Origin of the sequence: Pseudomonas sp. 8Z, from assembly GCF_902506535.1 — a bacterium.
In the GTDB taxonomy this organism is placed as follows: domain Bacteria; phylum Pseudomonadota; class Gammaproteobacteria; order Pseudomonadales; family Pseudomonadaceae; genus Aquipseudomonas.
Map to the genome: position 1 here is coordinate 1,343,724 of NZ_LR733827.1, position 18,544 is coordinate 1,362,267.

Genomic DNA, 18,544 nt, shown 5'->3' on the forward strand with positions numbered 1-18,544 from the left:
TTAATGCTCGGCGGCAGGACCGCCAATTGGCGCCTCGGGACGCGAACCTTCATCCGATTTAGCCTGAGGCTTACCAGAGTCACCACCGCCCCATCCACGCGGCTCACGCGGCACACGCCCACTCATAATGTCGTCGATCTGATCAGCGTCGATTGTCTCGTACTTCATCAACGCATCAGCCATGGCATCAAGCTTGTCACGGTTATCGACTAGCAACTGCTTAGCAGTGGCATAGCTCTCATCAATGATGCGGCGCACTTCTTCGTCGATCAACTTGGCAGTCTCACCGGAGAAGCTACCACCCTGACCGCCGCCCATGCTGCGTCCCAGGAAAACTTCGCCTTCCTCTTCGGCATACATAAGCGGGCCGAGCTTTTCCGACAACCCCCACTTCGTCACCATGTTCTTGGCCAACTGAGTAGCACGCATAATGTCGTTCGAAGCGCCAGTCGTGACACCATCGAAGCCCAGTGTCATTTCCTCGGCGATACGACCACCGAATAGAGAACAGATCTGGCTAGTCAGCGCACGCTTGCTGAGGCTGTAACGATCCTCTTCTGGCAGGAACATGGTCACACCCAAAGCACGACCACGCGGGATGATGGTGACCTTATAGACTGGATCATGCTCAGGCACCAAGCGACCGACGATCGCGTGCCCCGCCTCATGATAGGCCGTGTTGAGTTTTTCCTTGTCGGACATAACCATGGTCTTGCGCTCAGCGCCCATCATGATTTTGTCTTTGGCCAGCTCAAATTCCTTCATTTCGACCATGCGCTTGCCGACACGAGCAGCGAACAGCGAAGCCTCATTGACCAAGTTGGCCAGGTCAGCACCAGAGAAACCAGGAGTACCACGCGCAATAACAGAGGCGTCGACGTCATCCCCCATCGGCACCTTACGCATGTGCACCTTGAGAATCTGCTCGCGGCCACGAATATCGGGGAGCCCCACGACAACCTGACGGTCAAAGCGACCTGGACGCAGCAATGCGGGGTCGAGTACGTCAGGACGGTTGGTAGCGGCGATGACGATGATGCCATCGTTCATCTCGAAACCATCCATCTCTACCAGCAACTGGTTGAGGGTCTGCTCGCGCTCGTCATGACCACCGCCCATGCCAGCGCCACGATGACGACCTACGGCATCGATCTCGTCAATGAAGATGATGCAAGGGGCGTGTTTCTTGGCCTGGTCGAACATGTCACGCACACGCGAAGCGCCTACACCCACAAACATCTCGACGAAGTCGGAGCCGGAGATGGTGAAGAATGGAACCTTGGCTTCGCCAGCAATAGCCTTGGCCAGCAGGGTCTTACCGGTACCGGGCGGGCCGACCATCAGCACGCCACGCGGGATGCGACCACCCAGGCGCTGGAACTTGCCCGGATCGCGCAGAAACTCGACCAACTCACCGACTTCTTCCTTTGCTTCATCGCAACCTGCGACATCAGCCAGAGTAGTCTTGACCTGGTCTTCAGAGAGTAGGCGCGCCTTGGACTTGCCGAAGCTCATCGGCCCCCCCTTACCGCCAGCGCCACCCTGCATCTGACGCATGAAAAACATGAAGACCGCAATGATCACCAGAATCGGGAAGCTCGCCACCAGCAACTGAGTCCAGATGCTCTGCTGCTCCGGCTGCTTACCTTCGATGACCACGTTGTTATCGATCAGATCACCGATCAGGCCGCCATCCTGAATCGCCGGACGAATGGTCTTGAAGCCTTCGCCATCGGTGCGTTTACCGGTAATTACATAGCCGTCAACGGTTACGCGCTCGACGCGCCCTTCCTTGACCTGCTCGATGAATTGCGAGTAGCTCAGCGTCTGCGGCTCGCTCGGGCTGGAAAAGTTGTTCATCACGGTGACCAGTACGGCCGCGATGATCAGCCACAGGATGAGATTCTTTGCCATGTCGTTCAATTAGCTACCCTCTGAAGCAGGCCTCGTGGCGAAGCAGGCTTCCCATGACGACCAATGATATACCGGCCTAACTTACACCAAACGCCTGCATCCCGCAGGCGCCGTCTGTAACCCTTTATGAGGCATCAATCTGTGAGACCCACGCAACAGGCGCCGGTTTCACCTCAAGCCCCGCGAAAACCGCGAGCCAAGAGGTATTGCTCACGTGAACGGTCACGAGAGGACAGCGGCTTACGCATCTGCACCTTGTCGAAACCCTCACGCACTTGCTTGTGATAAACGTCGAAACCTTCGCCTTGGAAAATCTTGATCAGAAAATCACCGCCCGGCCTGAGCACGCGGCTAGCCAGATCCAGCGCCAGCTCGCACAGGTACATGGCGCGCGGCTGATCCGCCGCCCTCACTCCACTCATATTGGGGGCCATATCGGAAATAACAAGGTCGACCGGATTTTCTCCGATGGCTTCGAGGATACGCGCAAACACCTCGTCATCAGTAAAGTCGCCCTGAATGAAAGCAACATCCGGAATGCTGTCCATCTCCAGAATGTCGGACGCGATCAGCCGACCCTTATCACCAATCACCCGACTGGTGACCTGTGACCAACCACCCGGAGCAGCGCCCAGATCAACAACCGTCATGCCTGGGCGCAAAATGCGATCTTTTTCCTGAATTTCCAGCAGCTTGTAACTGGCACGCGAACGATAACCGTCCTTTTGCGCCATCTTCACATAAGGATCATCGAAATGTTCTTTCAGCCAACGCGGGCTAGTCTTGGAACGTGCCACTGTAACCTCGAATTCAACGGGTCATGAATAACAGCGCGAGCTCGGGTAAGATAGACGCCGTTTTTCCAGACCGGATTAGGTACTCACGATTATGCCGCTCACTCAAGAGCAGAAGAAACAATTCAAATCTATCGGCCACCACCTGAAACCTGTATTGATCGTGGCTGACAATGGTTTGACCGAAGGCGTACTGGGCGAGCTAGATCGCGCCCTGAACGATCATGAACTGATCAAAGTGCAACTACGCATCGCCGAGCGCGAAGATCGCCTGGCCGCCATCGCGGCACTATGCGAGGCGGGCCGAGCCGAATTGGTGCAATCGATTGGCAAAGTCGCTCTGCTGTATCGCAAGAACCCCAAGCCAAATCGCAACCTGTCCAACGTGATTCGCCACCAAGGCTGACGATTGCCGCTCGCTGTGCCTGCCCGCTCGACGTCAAACGCTACGCGATTGACCTGGAGCGGGCTGCAGTACCAGCAGCAACCCGCAGAACGCCATAACCAGATAGCTGAAGCGTAACCAGTATTCGGCTTCGAAGTACTGGCGCACCAACAGATTGCTCAACGCCATGACCGCAACGGTCAACAGTAATTGTCCGCGCATGTCACGCCACAGACTGAGCAATCCCTGCGCACTCAACAAGGCAATCGCCTGCACCACGACACAGACAGCCGCAAGGCCAATTAGCGAAGGATCCAGGCGCCCGGCAATTTCCTGCACCAGCAGAGGCGCCAACCCCGCCTGAGCAATGCCCGGCAGGACGACAAATTGCAACACCCATAAGCCACCAACCCACAGGGTCTGAGCCAACTGCCAACTGATAACAGCAGCCCGCGACGACTGCGGCGGTTTAGAGGTGGCGGACTTCGACAATCTCGTACTCGACCAGACCGCTGGGCGTCTGCACGCCAACTACATCACCTTCGCTCTTACCCACCAGAGCGCGAGCGATGGGCGAACCCACGGAAATCTTGCCTTGCTTGATGTCGGCTTCGTCTTCGCCAACGATCTGATAGGTCACGCTTTCGTCGGTTTCGACGTTGGCGATTTCCACGGTGGTACCGAAGATAACCTTGCCAGTGTGCTCAATGCTGGTGACGTCGATGATCACCGCATTCTGCAGGCGGCCTTCGATATCACGCACGCGCGCCTCAACCATGCCCTGCTCTTCGCGGGCGGCATGGTATTCCGCGTTTTCCTTGAGATCGCCCAGCTCACGCGCTTCAGCGATCGCCTGACTAAGTGCGGGACGACGCACCTTGGTCAGGTGCGCCAGCTCTTCTTCCAGGGCGCGAGCGCCCTGGACGGTCATGGGGTACTTGATCATGCCTTGATTCCTGCATGCAGATCCTGCAGACGGCGCACAGTCTTCTCGGCACCGAACTTGAGCGCTTCACAGACCGCCTGACCCGCCGCGATGGTGGTGGTGCAGTAGATCTTGTGCTGCAGGGCGTTACGACGAATCGAGTAGGAGTCAGCGATGGACTGACGCCCCTCAGTGGTGTTGATGATCAGGGTGACTTCGTCGTTCTTGATCATGTCGACCACGTGCGGACGACCTTCGGTCACCTTGTTCACGCGGCGCACCGGCAGACCGGCCGCTTCGATGACCTTGGCAGTACCGGCAGTGGCAACCACTTCGAAGCCCAGGCTGACCAGGTCACGGGCGACCTGAACAGCTTCCGGCTTGTCGTCTTCGCGCACGCTGATGAAGGCGCAGCCAGTGTTCGGCAGGATCTCGTTGGCGCCCAACTGAGCCTTGGCAAAGGCTTCGCCGAAGCTGTCACCGACGCCCATGACCTCACCGGTCGACTTCATCTCTGGGCCGAGGATCGGGTCAACACCCGGGAACTTGTTGAACGGGAAAACGGCTTCTTTGACGCTGAAGAACGGCGGGATGATTTCCGAAGTGAAACCGACCTCAGCCAGGCTCTTGCCCGCCATGACGCGCGCGGCAACCTTGGCCAGCGATTCACCGATGCACTTGGAAACGAACGGCACGGTGCGCGAGGCACGCGGGTTCACCTCGATGACATAGATGTCTTCGCCCTGCACGGCCATCTGCACGTTCATCAGACCGACCACGCCGAGCTCCAGGGCCATTTTCTTGACCTGCTCGCGGATCTCGTCCTGGATGTGCGCCGGCAGCGAGTACGGCGGCAGCGAGCACGCAGAGTCACCGGAGTGCACACCTGCCTGTTCGATGTGCTGCATGATCGCGCCGATCACCACAGTCTCGCCGTCGCACACCGCATCCACGTCCACCTCGATGGCGCAGTTGAGGAAGTGGTCGAGCAGCACCGGGCTGTCGTTGGATACTTTCACCGCTTCGCGCATGTAGCGCTTGAGCTCTTCTTCTTGGTAAACAATTTCCATCGCTCGGCCACCCAGCACGTAGGATGGACGCACCACCATCGGATAACCGATGTTCTTCGACAGGGCCAGTGCCTCGTCTTCGCTACGCGCGGTAGCGTTAGCCGGCTGTCGCAGGTTCAGGCGCTGCACCATTTGCTGGAAGCGTTCGCGGTCTTCGGCACGGTCGATAGCGTCTGGACTGGTGCCGATGATCGGCACGCCCGCCTCTTCCAGAGCACGGCACAGTTTCAGCGGGGTCTGGCCACCGTACTGGACGATGACACCCTTGGGCTGCTCAACGCGGACGATTTCCAGCACGTCTTCCAGGGTTACCGGCTCGAAGTACAAACGGTCGGAGGTGTCGTAGTCGGTGGAAACGGTTTCCGGGTTGCAGTTGACCATGATGGTCTCGTAACCGTCTTCACGCATGGCCAACGCGGCGTGTACGCAGCAGTAGTCGAACTCGATACCCTGGCCGATACGGTTGGGGCCACCGCCGAGAATCATGATCTTGTCGCGACCGCTCGGGCTAGCCTCGCACTCTTCCTCATAGGTCGAATACATGTAAGCGGTATCGGTGGCGAACTCGGCGGCGCAGGTGTCGACGCGCTTGTACACCGGCAACACTTTCAGCTTATGGCGGTGAGCACGCAGGTTCTTCTCGGTCACGCCCAGCAGGGTCGCCAGACGCGCATCGGAGAAGCCCTTGCGCTTGAGTTTGCGCATCAGCTCATAGTCGATACCGGACAGGCCAAGGGTTTTGACCAGCGCTTCGTCCTTGATCAGATCTTCGATCTGCACCAGGAACCACTCGTCGATACGGGTCAGCTCGAATACTTCCTCAATGGTCTTACCAGCGCGGAAGGCATCCGCCACGTACCAGATACGCTCGGCGCCCGGTACGGTCAGCTCGCGTTTGAGGATGCCTTCGGCTTCCGGATCGTTAAGGTCGAGTTTCGGGTCGAAACCGGCTACACCGACTTCCAGACCACGCAGGGCCTTCTGTACCGATTCCTGGAAGGTACGGCCGATGGCCATGACCTCACCCACGGATTTCATCTGAGTGGTCAGACGGGCGTCAGCTTTGGGGAATTTCTCGAAGGCAAAGCGCGGAACCTTGGTCACCACGTAGTCGATGGCCGGCTCGAACGAAGCCGGGGTGCGGCCGCCGGTGATGTCGTTCTGCAGCTCGTCGAGGGTGTAACCCACAGCCAGCTTGGCGGCGATCTTGGCGATCGGGAAGCCGGTGGCCTTGGAAGCCAGTGCTGAGGAACGCGATACGCGCGGGTTCATCTCGATCACGACCATACGGCCAGTGTTCGGGCAGATACCGAACTGCACGTTGGAACCGCCGGTTTCTACGCCGATCTCACGCAGCACCGCCAGGGAGGCGTTGCGCATGATCTGATATTCCTTGTCGGTCAGAGTCTGCGCCGGCGCGACGGTGATCGAGTCACCGGTGTGCACGCCCATCGGGTCGAAGTTCTCGATGGAGCAGACGATGATGCAGTTGTCCTTCTTGTCGCGGACCACCTCCATCTCGTATTCCTTCCAGCCGATCAGCGATTCGTCGATCAGCAGTTCGTTGGTCGGCGACAGGTCCAGACCACGGTTGCAGATTTCTTCGAACTCTTCACGGTTGTAAGCGATGCCGCCGCCAGTGCCGCCCATGGTGAAGGACGGGCGGATGATGCAGGGGAAACCCACCTGTTCCAGAACGCCGTAAGCCTCTTCCATGGTGTGAGCAATACCCGAGCGCGGGCAAGCCAGACCGATGGACTTCATGGCCTTGTCGAAACGCGAACGGTCTTCGGCCTTGTCGATGGTGTCGGCGTTGGCACCGATCATTTCGACGCCGAATTTCTCCAGCACGCCATGGCGCTCCAGATCCAGCGCGCAGTTCAGCGCAGTCTGGCCGCCCATGGTCGGCAACAGGGCGTCCGGGCGCTCCTTCTCGATGATCTTGGCCACGGTGGCCCACTTGATCGGCTCGATGTAAGTGGCGTCGGCCATGGCCGGGTCGGTCATGATGGTGGCCGGGTTGGAGTTCACCAGGATGACGCGGAAACCTTCCTCTTTCAGCGCCTTGCACGCTTGCGCGCCGGAGTAGTCGAACTCACAGGCCTGGCCGATGACGATGGGGCCGGCGCCGAGGATCAGGATGCTTTTGATATCTGTACGTTTTGGCATGGTCTTTCTCGAATTCTCTGCTCGGCGGGCTTAGCGGCGTTTGGCCATTTCATTGATGAAACGGTCGAACAGCGGCGCAACGTCGTGCGGGCCCGGACTCGCTTCCGGGTGCCCTTGGAAGCTGAAAGCAGCTTTGTCGGTACGCTCGATACCCTGCAGGGTGCCGTCGAACAGCGACTTATGAATCGGCCGCACATTGCTCGGCAGGCTGCTCTCGTCCACGGCGAAACCGTGGTTCTGGCTGGTGATCATCACAACACTGGAATCCAGATCCTGCACCGGGTGGTTGGCACCATGATGACCATGGCCCATCTTCAGTGTCTTAGCGCCAGAGGCCAGGGCCAACAGTTGGTGGCCGAGGCAGATGCCAAATACCGGAATCTCGGTCTCAAGGATTTCCTTGATAGCCGCGATGGCGTAGTCGCACGGCTCAGGATCGCCAGGGCCGTTGGACAGGAATACGCCATCAGGATTGAGCGCCAGCACGTCCTTGGCTGGAGTTTGTGCAGGCACTACGGTCAGGCGGCAACCACGAGCAACCAGCATGCGCAGGATGTTCAGCTTGACGCCGTAGTCATAGGCCACCACGTGGTAAGGCAGGTCAGCAGCGGCAATTTCTGGATGACTGTCGCTTTCCAGACTCCACACACTGGAGCGCCACTCGTAAGGCGCGTCACAGGTCACTTCTTTTGCCAGATCCATACCCTTGAGACCTGGGAAGCTGCGCGCCAACTCCAGCGCCTTCTCTTCGGTGGCATCGTCACCCACCAGAATGCAGCCATTCTGCGAGCCCTTTTCACGCAGGATCCGGGTCAGGCGGCGAGTATCGATACCGGCGATGGCGACGGTGCCATTAGCTTTGAGGTACTCGTCCAGCGGCTGCTTATCGCGCCAATTACTGGAGATCAGCGGCAGATCGCGAATGATCAGACCGGCCGCCCAGACACGATTGGACTCGGCATCTTCCGCAGTAGTACCGGTGTTGCCAATGTGCGGGTAAGTCAGGGTAACGATCTGCTGGGCATAGGATGGGTCGGTGAGAATTTCCTGATAGCCGGTCATGGCGGTGTTGAACACCACCTCTCCGATGGTCTGGCCATCGGCCCCGATGGAATCGCCGCGAAAAATACTGCCGTCAGCAAGGGCCAGAATGGCAGGTTTGGGGGCTGGCTTAGTCAAGAAGACCTCCGTCACGATCAAGGCTTGAAGCAAACGCAGGTTGTAAAAAAGCGGGATGACGTGTGAAGGTCATCCCGCTTTTTTATATCAATCATTCTGCGCAACTTTTAGTGGACACACTAAAACAGGAAGCTTACAGAAAAAGCCCTTTTCGGTCCACCCAACAAGACACATCTGCCGCACATTTATCAGTGCAGCCCCAACACATCCTGCATGTCGTACAACGCTGCATCGCGCCCTTGCAGCCACAATGCCGAACGCACGGCACCCTTGGCGAAGGTCATACGACTGGAAGCCTTGTGGGTGATCTCCACGCGCTCACCATCGGCAGCGAACAGCACAGTATGGTCGCCCACTACATCACCGGCTCGCACAGTAGCAAAACCGATGGCTTCGCGCTCACGCGCACCGGTTTGACCTTCGCGGCCATAGACGGCAACTTTCTGCAAATCACGCCCCAGCGCATTGGCGACGACCTCGCCCATACGCAGCGCCGTGCCGGATGGCGCATCGACCTTATGCCGGTGATGGGCTTCGACGATCTCGATATCCACGTCATCGCCCAGCACGCGAGCCGCGGTATCGAGCAATTTCAGACACAGATTGACGCCGACACTGAAGTTGGCGGCAAACACGATAGGGATATGCTTGGCCGCTTCGCTCAGTTGTTCTTTCTCCTCAGAAGAGAAGCCCGTGGTGCCTATGACCATAGCCTTACCTGCCTGACGGCAGATTTGCAGATTCGTCAGCGTCACCGACGGATGAGTGAAGTCGATCAGCACGTCGAAATCATCGATCACTGCACTCAGATCGCCCGCCAGAGTCACGCCGACCTTACCCAGACCGACCAACTCACCGGCATCAGCGCCAATCAGGCTGCTGTCGGCACGGTCGATAGCGGCGCAGAGCTTGGCACCCTCGGCCTGACTCACGGCCTCGATCAGGGTCTTGCCCATGCGCCCGGCGGCGCCCATTACTGCGATACGTTGCATAGCATCAGCTCCAAGCTGCAAGCCTCAAACCGCAAGCCAAGCGCAATCCCTCTTGCAGCTTGCGACTTGCAGCTTGACGCTCAGTTAAACGTCACCAAAGAAGCGCTTTACGCCTTCGAACCAGCCATTGGCCTTGGGCGAGTGGGAGTCGTCGCCCTGCAGCGACTTGCGGAACTCCTCTAGCAATTCGCGCTGACGCTTGTTCAGGTTGACTGGTGTTTCCACCGCCACTCGGCACATCAGATCGCCCGCCGCGCCACCACGCACCGGCGCCACACCCTTGCCACGCAGGCGGAACAGTTTGCCGGTCTGGGTGCCTTCAGGGATCTTCAGCTTGACCCGACCGTCGAGGGTCGGCACTTCCAGTTCGCCACCCAGCGCCGCATCGGCGAAGCTGATCGGCACTTCACAGTACAGGTGCTTACCGTCGCGCTGGAAGATCGCATGCTCACGCACGTTGACCACCACGTACAGATCACCTGCCGGGCCGCCATGCGCGCCAGCTTCGCCCTCGCCGGACAGGCGAATACGATCACCGGTATCCACGCCTGGCGGCACCTTGACCGACAGCGTCTTGCTCTCTTCGACGCGGCCCTGACCATGGCAACTGCCACAGGGGTCGCTGATCATCTTGCCGCTGCCATGACAGCGCGGGCAGGTCTGCTGTACCGAGAAGAAGCCCTGCTGCATACGCACCTGACCGATACCGCCACAGGTGGTACAGGTGACCGGGCTGGTGCCCTTCTTGGCTCCGCTGCCATCACACGTTTTACAGCCCACCAGGGTTGGCACGCGAATGGTCACGGTGGTGCCGCGCACGGCCTCTTCCAGATCCAACTCCAGGGTGTAGCGCAGATCACTACCACGCTGAGCACCGCCACGGGAGCCGCCACGACCACCGCCACCAAAGAAGTCACTGAACACATCGCCGAAGATGTCGGAGAAGTTGGCACCGCCAAAGCCGGCCCCACCACCGCCACCCATTTGCGGATCAACACCGGCGTGACCGTACTGATCGTAGGCCGAACGCTTGGCCGCGTCGGAGAGCACCTCGTAGGCCTCGTTGGCCTCCTTGAATTTCTCCTCAGCATCCTTGTCATCCGGGTTGCGATCCGGGTGATATTTCATTGCCAGGCGGCGGTAAGCCTTCTTCAGCTCCGCCTCACCGGCCCCGCGCTCGACACCGAGCACTTCGTAATAGTCACGTTTAGCCATTGCTTTTCTGCACCCTCAAAATTCGCGCCCTCCAGACACGCCGACGCGGGAGCAAGCCCCCGCGCAGCGGATCAGGCATGCACCGAAGTGCATGCCGGAGCGCAAGCAAGCCTTAGCTTACTTGTTGTCCTTGACCTCTTCGAACTCAGCGTCGACCACATCGTCGGCGGAGTCTTTGGCGTCATTAGCTTCCGGCTGCGCAGCACCGGCCTGCGGCTGCTCGGCGTACATTTTCTGCGCCAGCGGAGCGGTCACTTCAGACAGCGCGGTCATCTTCGCCTCAATAGCGGCCTTATCGTCGCCCTTGACGGCGGCTTCCAGCTCACCAACGGCCTTCTCGATAGCGGCTTTCTCGTCAGCGGTGGCCTTGTCGCCCGCCTCGGTGACCATCTTGCGAGTGGCGTGCACCAGTTGATCGCCCTGATTGCGCGCGGCGGCCAGCTCTTCGAACTTGCGGTCTTCCTCGGCGTTGGCCTCGGCGTCACGCACCATGCGCTCGATTTCTTCGTCAGACAGACCGGAGTTGGCCTTGATCACGATGGACTGCTGCTTGCCGGTGGCCTTGTCCTTGGCGGACACGTGCAGGATGCCGTTGGCATCGATGTCGAAGGTGACTTCGATCTGCGGCACACCACGCGGAGCCGGCGGAATCTCGGCCAGGTCGAACTTGCCCAGCGACTTGTTCTGTACCGCCTGCTTGCGCTCACCCTGCAGCACGTGAATGGTCACGGCGCTCTGGTTGTCATCGGCAGTGGAGAACACCTGCGACTTCTTGGTCGGGATGGTGGTGTTCTTCTCGATCAGCGCAGTCATCACGCCACCCATGGTTTCGATACCCAGGGTCAGCGGGGAAACGTCCAGCAGCAGCACGTCCTTGACGTCACCGGCCAGCACCGCGCCCTGAATGGCAGCGCCCATGGCCACGGCTTCGTCCGGGTTAACGTCCTTGCGCGGCTCTTTGCCGAAGAACTCGGCAACGGTCTTCTGCACCAGCGGCATACGGGTCTGACCACCGACCAGAATCACGTCGTCGATCTTGCTGGCTTCGATGCCGGCGTCTTTCAGAGCGATGCGGCACGGCTCGATGGTGCGCTGCACCAGCTCCTCAACCAGCGATTCCAGCTTGGCGCGGGAGATTTTCACGTTCAGGTGCTTCGGACCGGTGGCATCAGCAGTGATGTACGGCAGGTTGACATCGGTCGACTGCGCGGAGGACAGCTCGATCTTGGCCTTCTCAGCGGCTTCCTTCAGGCGCTGCATAGCCAGCGGGTCGCCCTTGAGGTTCATGCCGGTTTCTTTCTTGAACTCTTCGACCAGGTAGTCGATCAGCAGCATGTCGAAGTCTTCACCACCGAGGAAGGTGTCACCGTTGGTGGCCAGTACTTCGAACTGGTGCTCGCCGTCGACTTCAGCGATCTCGATTACGGACACGTCGAAGGTACCGCCCCCCAGGTCATAAACGATGACAGTGTGGTCGCCCTTGGCCTTGTCCATGCCGTAAGCCAGTGCAGCGGCGGTCGGCTCGTTGATGATGCGCTTGACGTCCAGGCCGGCGATGCGACCGGCATCCTTGGTGGCCTGACGCTGGCTGTCGTTGAAGTAAGCCGGAACGGTGATGACCGCTTCGGTGACCGGCTCGCCGAGGTAATCTTCGGCGGTTTTCTTCATCTTCTTCAGGACTTCGGCGCTGATTTGCGGCGGCGCCATCTTCTGGCCGTTGACTTCGACCCAGGCGTCACCGTTATCAGCCTTGGTGATCTTGTACGGCACCAGTTGGATGTCTTTCTGCACGACCTGCTCTTCGAAACGGCGGCCGATCAGACGCTTCACCGCGAACAGGGTGTTGTGCGGGTTGGTCACGGCCTGACGCTTGGCCGACTGACCGACGAGGATCTCGCCATCGTTGGCGTAAGCGATGATCGACGGCGTGGTGCGAGCGCCTTCGGCGTTCTCCAGCACCTTGACGTTACCGTTTTCCAGAATGGAGACGCAGGAGTTGGTAGTCCCCAGGTCGATACCGATGATTTTGCCCATGAAAATTCTCCCGAAACTTTGATTTTTCCGTCGCCTCGCTTTTCAGGCGCCGGCAGCACTAAAACGCTTGTCTGAAAAATGGGGTCACCCCCGGAAATTTCAAGCCTGCTCGTCGATAGACGGCGGCGGCGTGGTCGGCGCCTTGCTGACCACAACCATGGCCGGACGCAGCAAACGGCCATTGAGCAGGTAGCCCTTCTGGAACACCTTGAGCACGGAGTTCGGCTCAACATTGGTGCTTTCTTCCATAGCCATGGCCTGATGGTGCTCAGGGTTGAACGGCTCACCGTGCGGATCGACCGCCTCCAGTGAATGACGCGCCAGCGTGTCGGTGAAGAGTTTGAGGGTCAACTGCATACCCTCGCGCACACCCTTGATCGCCTCATCGTCTGGATTCGACAACTCAAGGCCACGCTCCAGACTGTCGACAACCGGCAACAGATCATTGGCGAATTTTTCCAAGGCAAACTTATGCGCCTTTTCCACATCCTGCTCGGCACGACGACGCACGTTCTGCAGTTCTGCAGCCACACGCAGCGACTGATCCTGCGCTGCCGCTAGCTGCTCTTCCAGGGCCTGCACGCGAGTCGCCAGATCGTCGCTCGGCGCGGCAGTATCGGCCGCTTGAGCCTCGGGGTTCTGCGTATCCAGGTTCTGTTCGTCAGCCATGCCTATCTCCTCTCGAATGAATCGGCGCGAATCCGGCTCGCGCACCTGTCGCCTATATGGAGCCAATTCCACAGCTTTCAAGGGCAACCAGGAGGATTGTCAGCCGAAGAAAAAACACTGTATAAATAACCAGACAACATTTCGGGAGTGTTCGCCATGCTGGTGCACCTATCCATTCATAACTACGCCATCGTCGACCACCTGGATCTCGAGCTGGATTGCGGCATGAGCACCATCAGCGGCGAAACCGGCGCCGGCAAGTCAATCATGCTCGACGCCCTCGGCTTGTGCCTGGGTGATCGCGCCGACAGCGCCGTGGTACGCCCCGGCAGCGACAAGGCCGACATTCTCGCCAGTTTCGATCTGACGCAGATCCCCGAGGCCCGCGCCTGGCTCGCCGAGCGCGACCTGGACAACGACGGCCCGTGCATCCTGCGCCGAGTCATCACCGCCGAGGGCCGCTCGCGCGGCTATATAAACGGCTCGCCTTGCCCTCAGGGCGACCTCAAGGCACTCGGCGAACTGCTCATCGACATCCACAGCCAGCATGAGCATCAATCACTGCTGAAAACGGACACCCACCGTCGCCTGCTCGATGAATACGCCGGTAGCCAGGAACTGGCGCGCCAGGTGCAACTCGCCGCGCAACGCTGGAAGCAGACCCGTAATGAATTGCAGCGTATCTCCAGCCAGGGCGACGAACAGCGTGCGCGACACCAGTTACTCAGCTATCAGCTAGAAGAACTGGAAAACCTCGCCCTCGGCGAGAATGAGCTGGAACAGCTTGAACAGGAACACAAAACCCTGAGCAATGCGGAAGCACTGCTTGGCGCCTGCCGTCAGGTGCTCGAACTGTGCAGCGAAAGCGATGCCGGTAACGTGCTGTCAGCACTGACCGCCAGCCTCAATCGCCTGGGCGCCTTTAGCGGACAGGGCGGCGCCTTGAGTGAAGCGAGCAACCTGCTGGCCAGCGCCCAGATACAAGTCGAGGAAGCCATTGGCGAGCTGAACCGCTTCATCGACCACTTCGATGCAGACCCGCAACGCCAGCAATGGCTGGAAGAACGCCTGGACACCATCTATACCCTTGCGCGCAAACATCGCATCCAGCCCACTGAACTGGCCGCCCTGCAGCAGCAACTATTTGAGGAACTGGAAGGCCTCAATGCAGATGATGAGGCCGGCGAACGACTGGCCGAAGAGCTAGCTGCCTATGAACGTCACTACCAGGAGAAAGCCGCCGAGCTCAGCGCCCTGCGTGGTAACGCGGCCGAATCCCTGGCAGCCGCCGTGCAGCAGGAAATGCAGGCGCTAGGTATGCCAGGCGGGCGTTTCAGCATTCAACTGCAAGCACTGGACAATCACGAGCCCAGTGGCAACGGCCTGGAAACCGTAGAGTTTCTGGTCAGCGCCAACCCTGGCCAGCCCCTGCGCGGCTTGGCTAAAGTGGCGTCCGGCGGCGAGCTATCGCGTATCAGCCTGGCCATCCAGGTAATTACCGCCCAGACCTCACGCGTGCCGACCCTGGTTTTCGATGAGGTGGATGTCGGCATTGGCGGCCCCACCGCCCAAGTGGTCGGCCAATTGCTCAGGCGCCTGGGCGAACGCGGCCAGGTACTGTGCGTGACCCACCTGCCACAGGTCGCCGCACAAGGGCATCAACATCTGTTCGTACACAAACGCAGAGGGACAGACGCAACGTCCACAGCAGTCAGCAAACTCGACGAGAGCGGCCGCATCGAAGAAATTGCGCGAATGCTCGGCGGTGTCGACCTGACCGAAGAATCCCTGGCCCACGCCCGCAAGATGGTCACCAGCGCCCAAGCGGCTTGAACGGGCGCGACCGAAGAAAGCAGAACAGGCGCTGTAAACGAAAGAGGCGACCCATAGGTCGCCTCTTTCGTACAGCACAAAGATCAACTCTTCTTGCGCACGTACAGCACCAAATTGTGATCGACCAGCTCGAAACCGTGCTCTCGGACGATTTCCTTCTGGCGCTTCTCGATCTCGGTATCGAAGAACTCGATCACCTCACCGGTATCGACACAGACCATGTGGTCATGGTGGCCACTGTCAGCCAGTTCGAAGACAGCATGGCCGCCATCGAAGTTGTGACGAACCACGAGGCCAGCAGCCTCGAACTGGGTCAGTACCCGGTAGACGGTCGCCAGGCCGACATCCTCGCCCGCCTCCATCAGCGCCTTATAAACATCTTCGGCGCTCATATGGCGATGCTCGGCGTTATCAAGCATCTGCAGGATTTTGACCCGCGGCAGGGTCACCTTCAGTCCAGCTTTGCGCAGTTCGTTATTTTCAACCATGGTCTGCTTTCTCATAGGGGCTGCTTCGCAGCTTCCCTTAATACGGGTATGATCCGGGGTTCAAGTTGCCCAAGATAGTGGAAGTCACCCTCCGATGCAAAAAACCAAGCTCTTGCTGACCAGCCTGTCACTGACCGGGCTCTTCGCACTCGCCGGTTGTTCATTCCCCGGGGTTTACAAGATCGACATTCAACAGGGCAATGTCGTGACTCAGGACATGATAGACCAGCTACGCCCGGGAATGACCCGTCGCCAAGTGCGGTTTATCATGGGTAACCCGCTTATTACCGATACCTTCCACGCAGATCGCTGGGACTACCTCTACAGCATCCAACCCGGAGGCGGCCAGCGCCATCAGGAACGGGTGAGTCTGGTGTTCGGCAGCAACGATCAACTGATCGGCCTGGCCGGCGACTTCATGCCAGGCGTGAGCCGTGATCAGGCGATCATGGGCGAAGGCAGCGACACCACCAATACGCAACAACAGGCCAAGCCGCAGGACGATAAACCTGCCGCGCCCGGTTCGCTGCTGGAGCAGATTCAGCGCGAGGTAGATCAGGTGAAAACCGTACCGGTGCCGGTACCGGAACCACTAGAAACTGACCCGCAGTAATAACCCGCAACACAAATAAAAAGCCCGGACGCGACTCCGGGCTTTTTCATATCCAGCCGATGCATCGTCAGCTCGACTCAGCTCCATCATCTCTGGCCTTGGCTTTCGCTGCACGCTGCTTACGCACCTCTTTAGGGTCGGCGATCAGCGGTCGATAGATTTCCACACGCTCGCCCTCTTCCAGCACGCGCTCTTCAGGCTTGGGCACGGCTTTACCGAAGATGCCCAACGGTGCCTGACTCAGATCGGCACCGGGAAAATACTGCTGCATGCCGGACAAGCGCACCGCCTCGCGCATCGTGGTGCCCTGTGGAACCGACACACGCAGCAGGCGCTGCTTATCGGCCAAGGCGTAAACCACTTCGATGGCGATACTGCGATTATCCATGGAGTTGCTTGGCTCGCTGACAGAAGGCATCCACCAGAGTGTTGGCGGCCTGATTGAACAAAGGCCCGAGCGTTGCACGTACCAGCGGCCCGGCATAGTCGAAGGTCAGATCAAGGCTGATCTTGCAGGCCTTCTCGCCCAATGCCTTGAACTCCCAGACACCATTGAGACTGGTAAACGGTCCCTCTTCCAGATTCATCTCGATACGCTGACCCGGCACCAGTTCGTTGCAGGTAACAAAACGCTGACTGATGCTACCTTTGGCGACTGTAAGGCTAGCGCGCATCCGCGTTTCGCTGACTTCAAGCACCTGACTGTCAGAGCACCAAGGCAAAAACTGCGGATAACTGGCCACATCATTGACCAGATCAAACAGAGCCTGCGCTGGATAGGGCAATAAAGCCGAACGCTGAATGCGCGTGGTCATTTAATCAACTCCGCGATAAATACGATCAACACACCAACTGGCGCCACGACTCGCATAAGCCATAAGGTCAGCTTGAACAAATGCGGACTGCGCATCGCCAGCTCATCGCGAACAGCCTCACGCCCTAGCATCCAGCCAGCGAACAAAGCGAACGCCAGGCCGCCGAGCGGCAACAAGATACGACTGGTCAGGTAATCAATGCTGTCGAAGAACGTCTTACCGCCCTCGGCGCCCCACTGCAGTAGATGGAAGCCATCCTCAGCAAAGACAAAAAACTTGGCCTGCGCCCAGAGATTGAACGACAGCACAGTCCCCATACCCACCAACCAGCACAGCAGAGCCAGCACAGCGGTAACTTTAGCGCGGCTACGTCCCGTTTTTTCGACGAAGTACGCCACAGCGGGCTCAAGCATGGAGATCGACGAACTCCAGGCCGCCACGGCGACCAGCACGAAAAAGATCAGCCCCATCACCTGACCGAACGCTACATTGCCAAAAGCGATTGGCAGCGTGACAAACATCAAGCCGGGGCCACCTCCTGGCTCCAGCCCCGCCGCGAACACGATAGGAAACAGCGCCATACCGGCCGTCAGCGCAACCAGCGTATCAAGCAGGCCGACGGCCAGCACGGTGGCGCCAATCGAAGCTTTTTTCGGCATATAAGCGCCGTAGACCATGATCGCCCCGACACCGACACTCAGGGTGAAGAAGGCATGTCCCATCGCTGCGAGAATGCCGTCCTGCACCTTGCTCGGATCGAAATGGAAGAGGAAATTGAAGCCTTCCTGGAAATGCCCGGTGGTAAAGCTGTAGCCCAGCAGCACCAGCAGCAGCACGAACAGCAGCGGCATCATGACGCGCAGACTGCGCTCCAAACCAGCCACCACGCCTTTGCCGATAACCACGGCGGTAAGCAGCATAAACAGGCTGTGCCACAAGGTTAGACGCCAGGGATCGTCGGTCAGACTGCCAAAAGCAGCACCAGCACCGGCGGCGTCGATACCGGCAAAGTCACCACGGCCCATGCTCAGGATGTAATCCAGCGCCCACCCTGCCACCACGCTATAGAACGACAGCACCAGCAACGCCGCGATCATGCCCATCAATGCGGCGATCGACCAATGCTTCGAGGCCCCAGCCTCAAGCGCCAGGCTGCGCATAGTATTGACCGAGCTCTGTCGGCCACGACGACCAATCAGCGTTTCAGCCAACATGATCGGCAGGCCGACCAAAGCGATGCAGAACAGGTACATCACCACGAAGGCGCCACCACCGTACATCCCGGTCATGTAGGGGAACTTCCAGATGTTACCGAGCCCGACCGCCGAACCGGTTGCCGCCAGAATGAACACCCAGCGACTGGCCCAGGCACCGTGGATCGAGACTTTGTCGTTCGCCATGAAGACCGCATCCATACCGCGAAAAAAGATCGCGCATTGTCGAAGATTC

Annotated in this window: 17 protein-coding genes; 3 read left to right on the plus strand and 14 right to left on the minus strand. The window is 59.0% G+C overall.

What is annotated here, in order from left to right:
- Both ftsH and rlmE read right to left on the minus strand, forming a co-directional pair.
- A complete protein-coding gene (gene ftsH, locus AERO9A_RS19095) occupies positions 1 to 1,914 on the minus strand; it encodes an ATP-dependent zinc metalloprotease FtsH (RefSeq protein ID WP_159973486.1) in 1,914 nt (637 codons plus the stop codon).
- A gap of 173 nt (positions 1,915 to 2,087) precedes the next feature.
- Positions 2,088 to 2,711 (minus strand): 23S rRNA (uridine(2552)-2'-O)-methyltransferase RlmE, encoded by a 624-nt coding sequence (gene rlmE, locus AERO9A_RS19100; protein ID WP_159973487.1) that lies wholly within the window; start codon positions 2,709 to 2,711, stop codon positions 2,088 to 2,090.
- 91 nt (positions 2,712 to 2,802) lie between these two features.
- On the opposite strand from rlmE, the gene yhbY reads away from it, so the two are divergent.
- Positions 2,803 to 3,114, plus strand: coding sequence for a ribosome assembly RNA-binding protein YhbY (yhbY, locus tag AERO9A_RS19105; RefSeq protein WP_159973488.1), 312 nt, complete (start codon positions 2,803 to 2,805; stop codon positions 3,112 to 3,114).
- 33 nt (positions 3,115 to 3,147) lie between these two features.
- Here the strand turns inward: yhbY and AERO9A_RS19110 are convergent, their stop codons facing one another.
- The 8 genes from AERO9A_RS19110 to grpE form a co-directional block, all read right to left on the minus strand.
- Positions 3,148 to 3,585 carry a DUF4149 domain-containing protein gene (locus AERO9A_RS19110; protein ID WP_159973489.1) on the minus strand — a complete coding sequence of 146 codons (438 nt, stop codon included), beginning with the start codon at positions 3,583 to 3,585 and terminating at the stop codon, positions 3,148 to 3,150.
- Positions 3,563 to 4,039 carry a transcription elongation factor GreA gene (gene greA / locus AERO9A_RS19115; RefSeq protein WP_159973490.1) on the minus strand — a complete coding sequence of 159 codons (477 nt, stop codon included), beginning with the start codon at positions 4,037 to 4,039 and terminating at the stop codon, positions 3,563 to 3,565. Before greA ends, AERO9A_RS19110 begins: the two co-directional genes overlap by 23 nt.
- The gene (gene carB / locus AERO9A_RS19120) at positions 4,036 to 7,257 is read right to left on the minus strand and encodes a carbamoyl-phosphate synthase large subunit (protein ID WP_159973491.1); all 3,222 of its coding nucleotides are present in this window, start codon (positions 7,255 to 7,257) and stop codon (positions 4,036 to 4,038) included. Before carB ends, greA begins: the two co-directional genes overlap by 4 nt.
- Before the next feature lie 30 nt (positions 7,258 to 7,287).
- Entirely contained in the window at positions 7,288 to 8,436 is a 1,149-nt protein-coding gene (gene carA, locus AERO9A_RS19125) for a glutamine-hydrolyzing carbamoyl-phosphate synthase small subunit (protein ID WP_159973492.1), read from the minus strand.
- 188 nt (positions 8,437 to 8,624) lie between these two features.
- The gene (gene dapB, locus AERO9A_RS19130) at positions 8,625 to 9,428 is read right to left on the minus strand and encodes a 4-hydroxy-tetrahydrodipicolinate reductase (protein ID WP_159973493.1); all 804 of its coding nucleotides are present in this window, start codon (positions 9,426 to 9,428) and stop codon (positions 8,625 to 8,627) included.
- 84 nt (positions 9,429 to 9,512) lie between these two features.
- Positions 9,513 to 10,643: a molecular chaperone DnaJ gene (dnaJ, locus tag AERO9A_RS19135; protein WP_159973494.1), complete on the minus strand. Its 1,131-nt coding sequence runs from the start codon at positions 10,641 to 10,643 to the stop codon at positions 9,513 to 9,515.
- 117 nt (positions 10,644 to 10,760) lie between these two features.
- Positions 10,761 to 12,677, minus strand: a complete 1,917-nt coding sequence (gene dnaK / locus AERO9A_RS19140) for a molecular chaperone DnaK (RefSeq protein ID WP_159973495.1) — start codon at positions 12,675 to 12,677, stop codon at positions 10,761 to 10,763.
- A gap of 99 nt (positions 12,678 to 12,776) precedes the next feature.
- A complete protein-coding gene (grpE, locus tag AERO9A_RS19145; protein WP_159973496.1) occupies positions 12,777 to 13,346 on the minus strand; it encodes a nucleotide exchange factor GrpE in 570 nt (189 codons plus the stop codon).
- 156 nt (positions 13,347 to 13,502) lie between these two features.
- Between grpE and recN the strand changes: the two genes are divergently transcribed.
- Positions 13,503 to 15,179: a DNA repair protein RecN gene (gene recN / locus AERO9A_RS19150; RefSeq protein WP_159973497.1), complete on the plus strand. Its 1,677-nt coding sequence runs from the start codon at positions 13,503 to 13,505 to the stop codon at positions 15,177 to 15,179.
- Positions 15,180 to 15,262: 83 nt separating this feature from the next.
- On the opposite strand, the gene fur is transcribed toward recN, so the two are convergent.
- Entirely contained in the window at positions 15,263 to 15,667 is a 405-nt protein-coding gene (gene fur, locus AERO9A_RS19155) for a ferric iron uptake transcriptional regulator (RefSeq protein ID WP_159973498.1), read from the minus strand.
- Between the two features lie 94 nt (positions 15,668 to 15,761).
- On the opposite strand from fur, the gene AERO9A_RS19160 reads away from it, so the two are divergent.
- Positions 15,762 to 16,280, plus strand: coding sequence for an outer membrane protein assembly factor BamE (locus AERO9A_RS19160; RefSeq protein WP_159973499.1), 519 nt, complete (start codon positions 15,762 to 15,764; stop codon positions 16,278 to 16,280).
- Positions 16,281 to 16,347: 67 nt separating this feature from the next.
- On the opposite strand, the gene AERO9A_RS19165 is transcribed toward AERO9A_RS19160, so the two are convergent.
- The 3 genes from AERO9A_RS19165 to AERO9A_RS19175 are packed head-to-tail and all read right to left on the minus strand — an operon-like array spanning position 16,348 to position 18,495.
- Positions 16,348 to 16,668 carry an RnfH family protein gene (locus tag AERO9A_RS19165; RefSeq protein WP_159973500.1) on the minus strand — a complete coding sequence of 107 codons (321 nt, stop codon included), beginning with the start codon at positions 16,666 to 16,668 and terminating at the stop codon, positions 16,348 to 16,350.
- Entirely contained in the window at positions 16,661 to 17,095 is a 435-nt protein-coding gene (locus AERO9A_RS19170; protein WP_159973501.1) for a type II toxin-antitoxin system RatA family toxin, read from the minus strand. Before AERO9A_RS19170 ends, AERO9A_RS19165 begins: the two co-directional genes overlap by 8 nt.
- Positions 17,092 to 18,495, minus strand: coding sequence for a sodium-dependent transporter (locus AERO9A_RS19175; protein ID WP_159973502.1), 1,404 nt, complete (start codon positions 18,493 to 18,495; stop codon positions 17,092 to 17,094). Before AERO9A_RS19175 ends, AERO9A_RS19170 begins: the two co-directional genes overlap by 4 nt.
- Positions 18,496 to 18,544: the final 49 nt, after the last annotated feature.

Excerpts from the sequence above, each read along its gene's own strand:
- ftsH (WP_159973486.1), bottom strand. The coding sequence starts at position 1,914 with ATGGCAAAGAATCTCATCCTGTGGCTGATCATCGCGGCCGTACTGGTC.
- yhbY (WP_159973488.1), top strand. The coding sequence starts at position 2,803 with ATGCCGCTCACTCAAGAGCAGAAGAAACAATTCAAATCTATCGGCCAC.
- greA (WP_159973490.1), bottom strand. The coding sequence starts at position 4,039 with ATGATCAAGTACCCCATGACCGTCCAGGGCGCTCGCGCCCTGGAAGAA.
- carB (WP_159973491.1), bottom strand. The coding sequence starts at position 7,257 with ATGCCAAAACGTACAGATATCAAAAGCATCCTGATCCTCGGCGCCGGC.
- dapB (WP_159973493.1), bottom strand. The coding sequence starts at position 9,428 with ATGCAACGTATCGCAGTAATGGGCGCCGCCGGGCGCATGGGCAAGACC.
- dnaJ (WP_159973494.1), bottom strand. The coding sequence starts at position 10,643 with ATGGCTAAACGTGACTATTACGAAGTGCTCGGTGTCGAGCGCGGGGCC.
- dnaK (WP_159973495.1), bottom strand. The coding sequence starts at position 12,677 with ATGGGCAAAATCATCGGTATCGACCTGGGGACTACCAACTCCTGCGTC.
- grpE (WP_159973496.1), bottom strand. The coding sequence starts at position 13,346 with ATGGCTGACGAACAGAACCTGGATACGCAGAACCCCGAGGCTCAAGCG.
- recN (WP_159973497.1), top strand. The coding sequence starts at position 13,503 with ATGCTGGTGCACCTATCCATTCATAACTACGCCATCGTCGACCACCTG.
- fur (WP_159973498.1), bottom strand. The coding sequence starts at position 15,667 with ATGGTTGAAAATAACGAACTGCGCAAAGCTGGACTGAAGGTGACCCTG.
- AERO9A_RS19160 (WP_159973499.1), top strand. The coding sequence starts at position 15,762 with ATGCAAAAAACCAAGCTCTTGCTGACCAGCCTGTCACTGACCGGGCTC.
- AERO9A_RS19165 (WP_159973500.1), bottom strand. The coding sequence starts at position 16,668 with ATGGATAATCGCAGTATCGCCATCGAAGTGGTTTACGCCTTGGCCGAT.
- AERO9A_RS19170 (WP_159973501.1), bottom strand. The coding sequence starts at position 17,095 with ATGACCACGCGCATTCAGCGTTCGGCTTTATTGCCCTATCCAGCGCAG.
- AERO9A_RS19175 (WP_159973502.1), bottom strand. The coding sequence starts at position 18,495 with ATGGCGAACGACAAAGTCTCGATCCACGGTGCCTGGGCCAGTCGCTGG.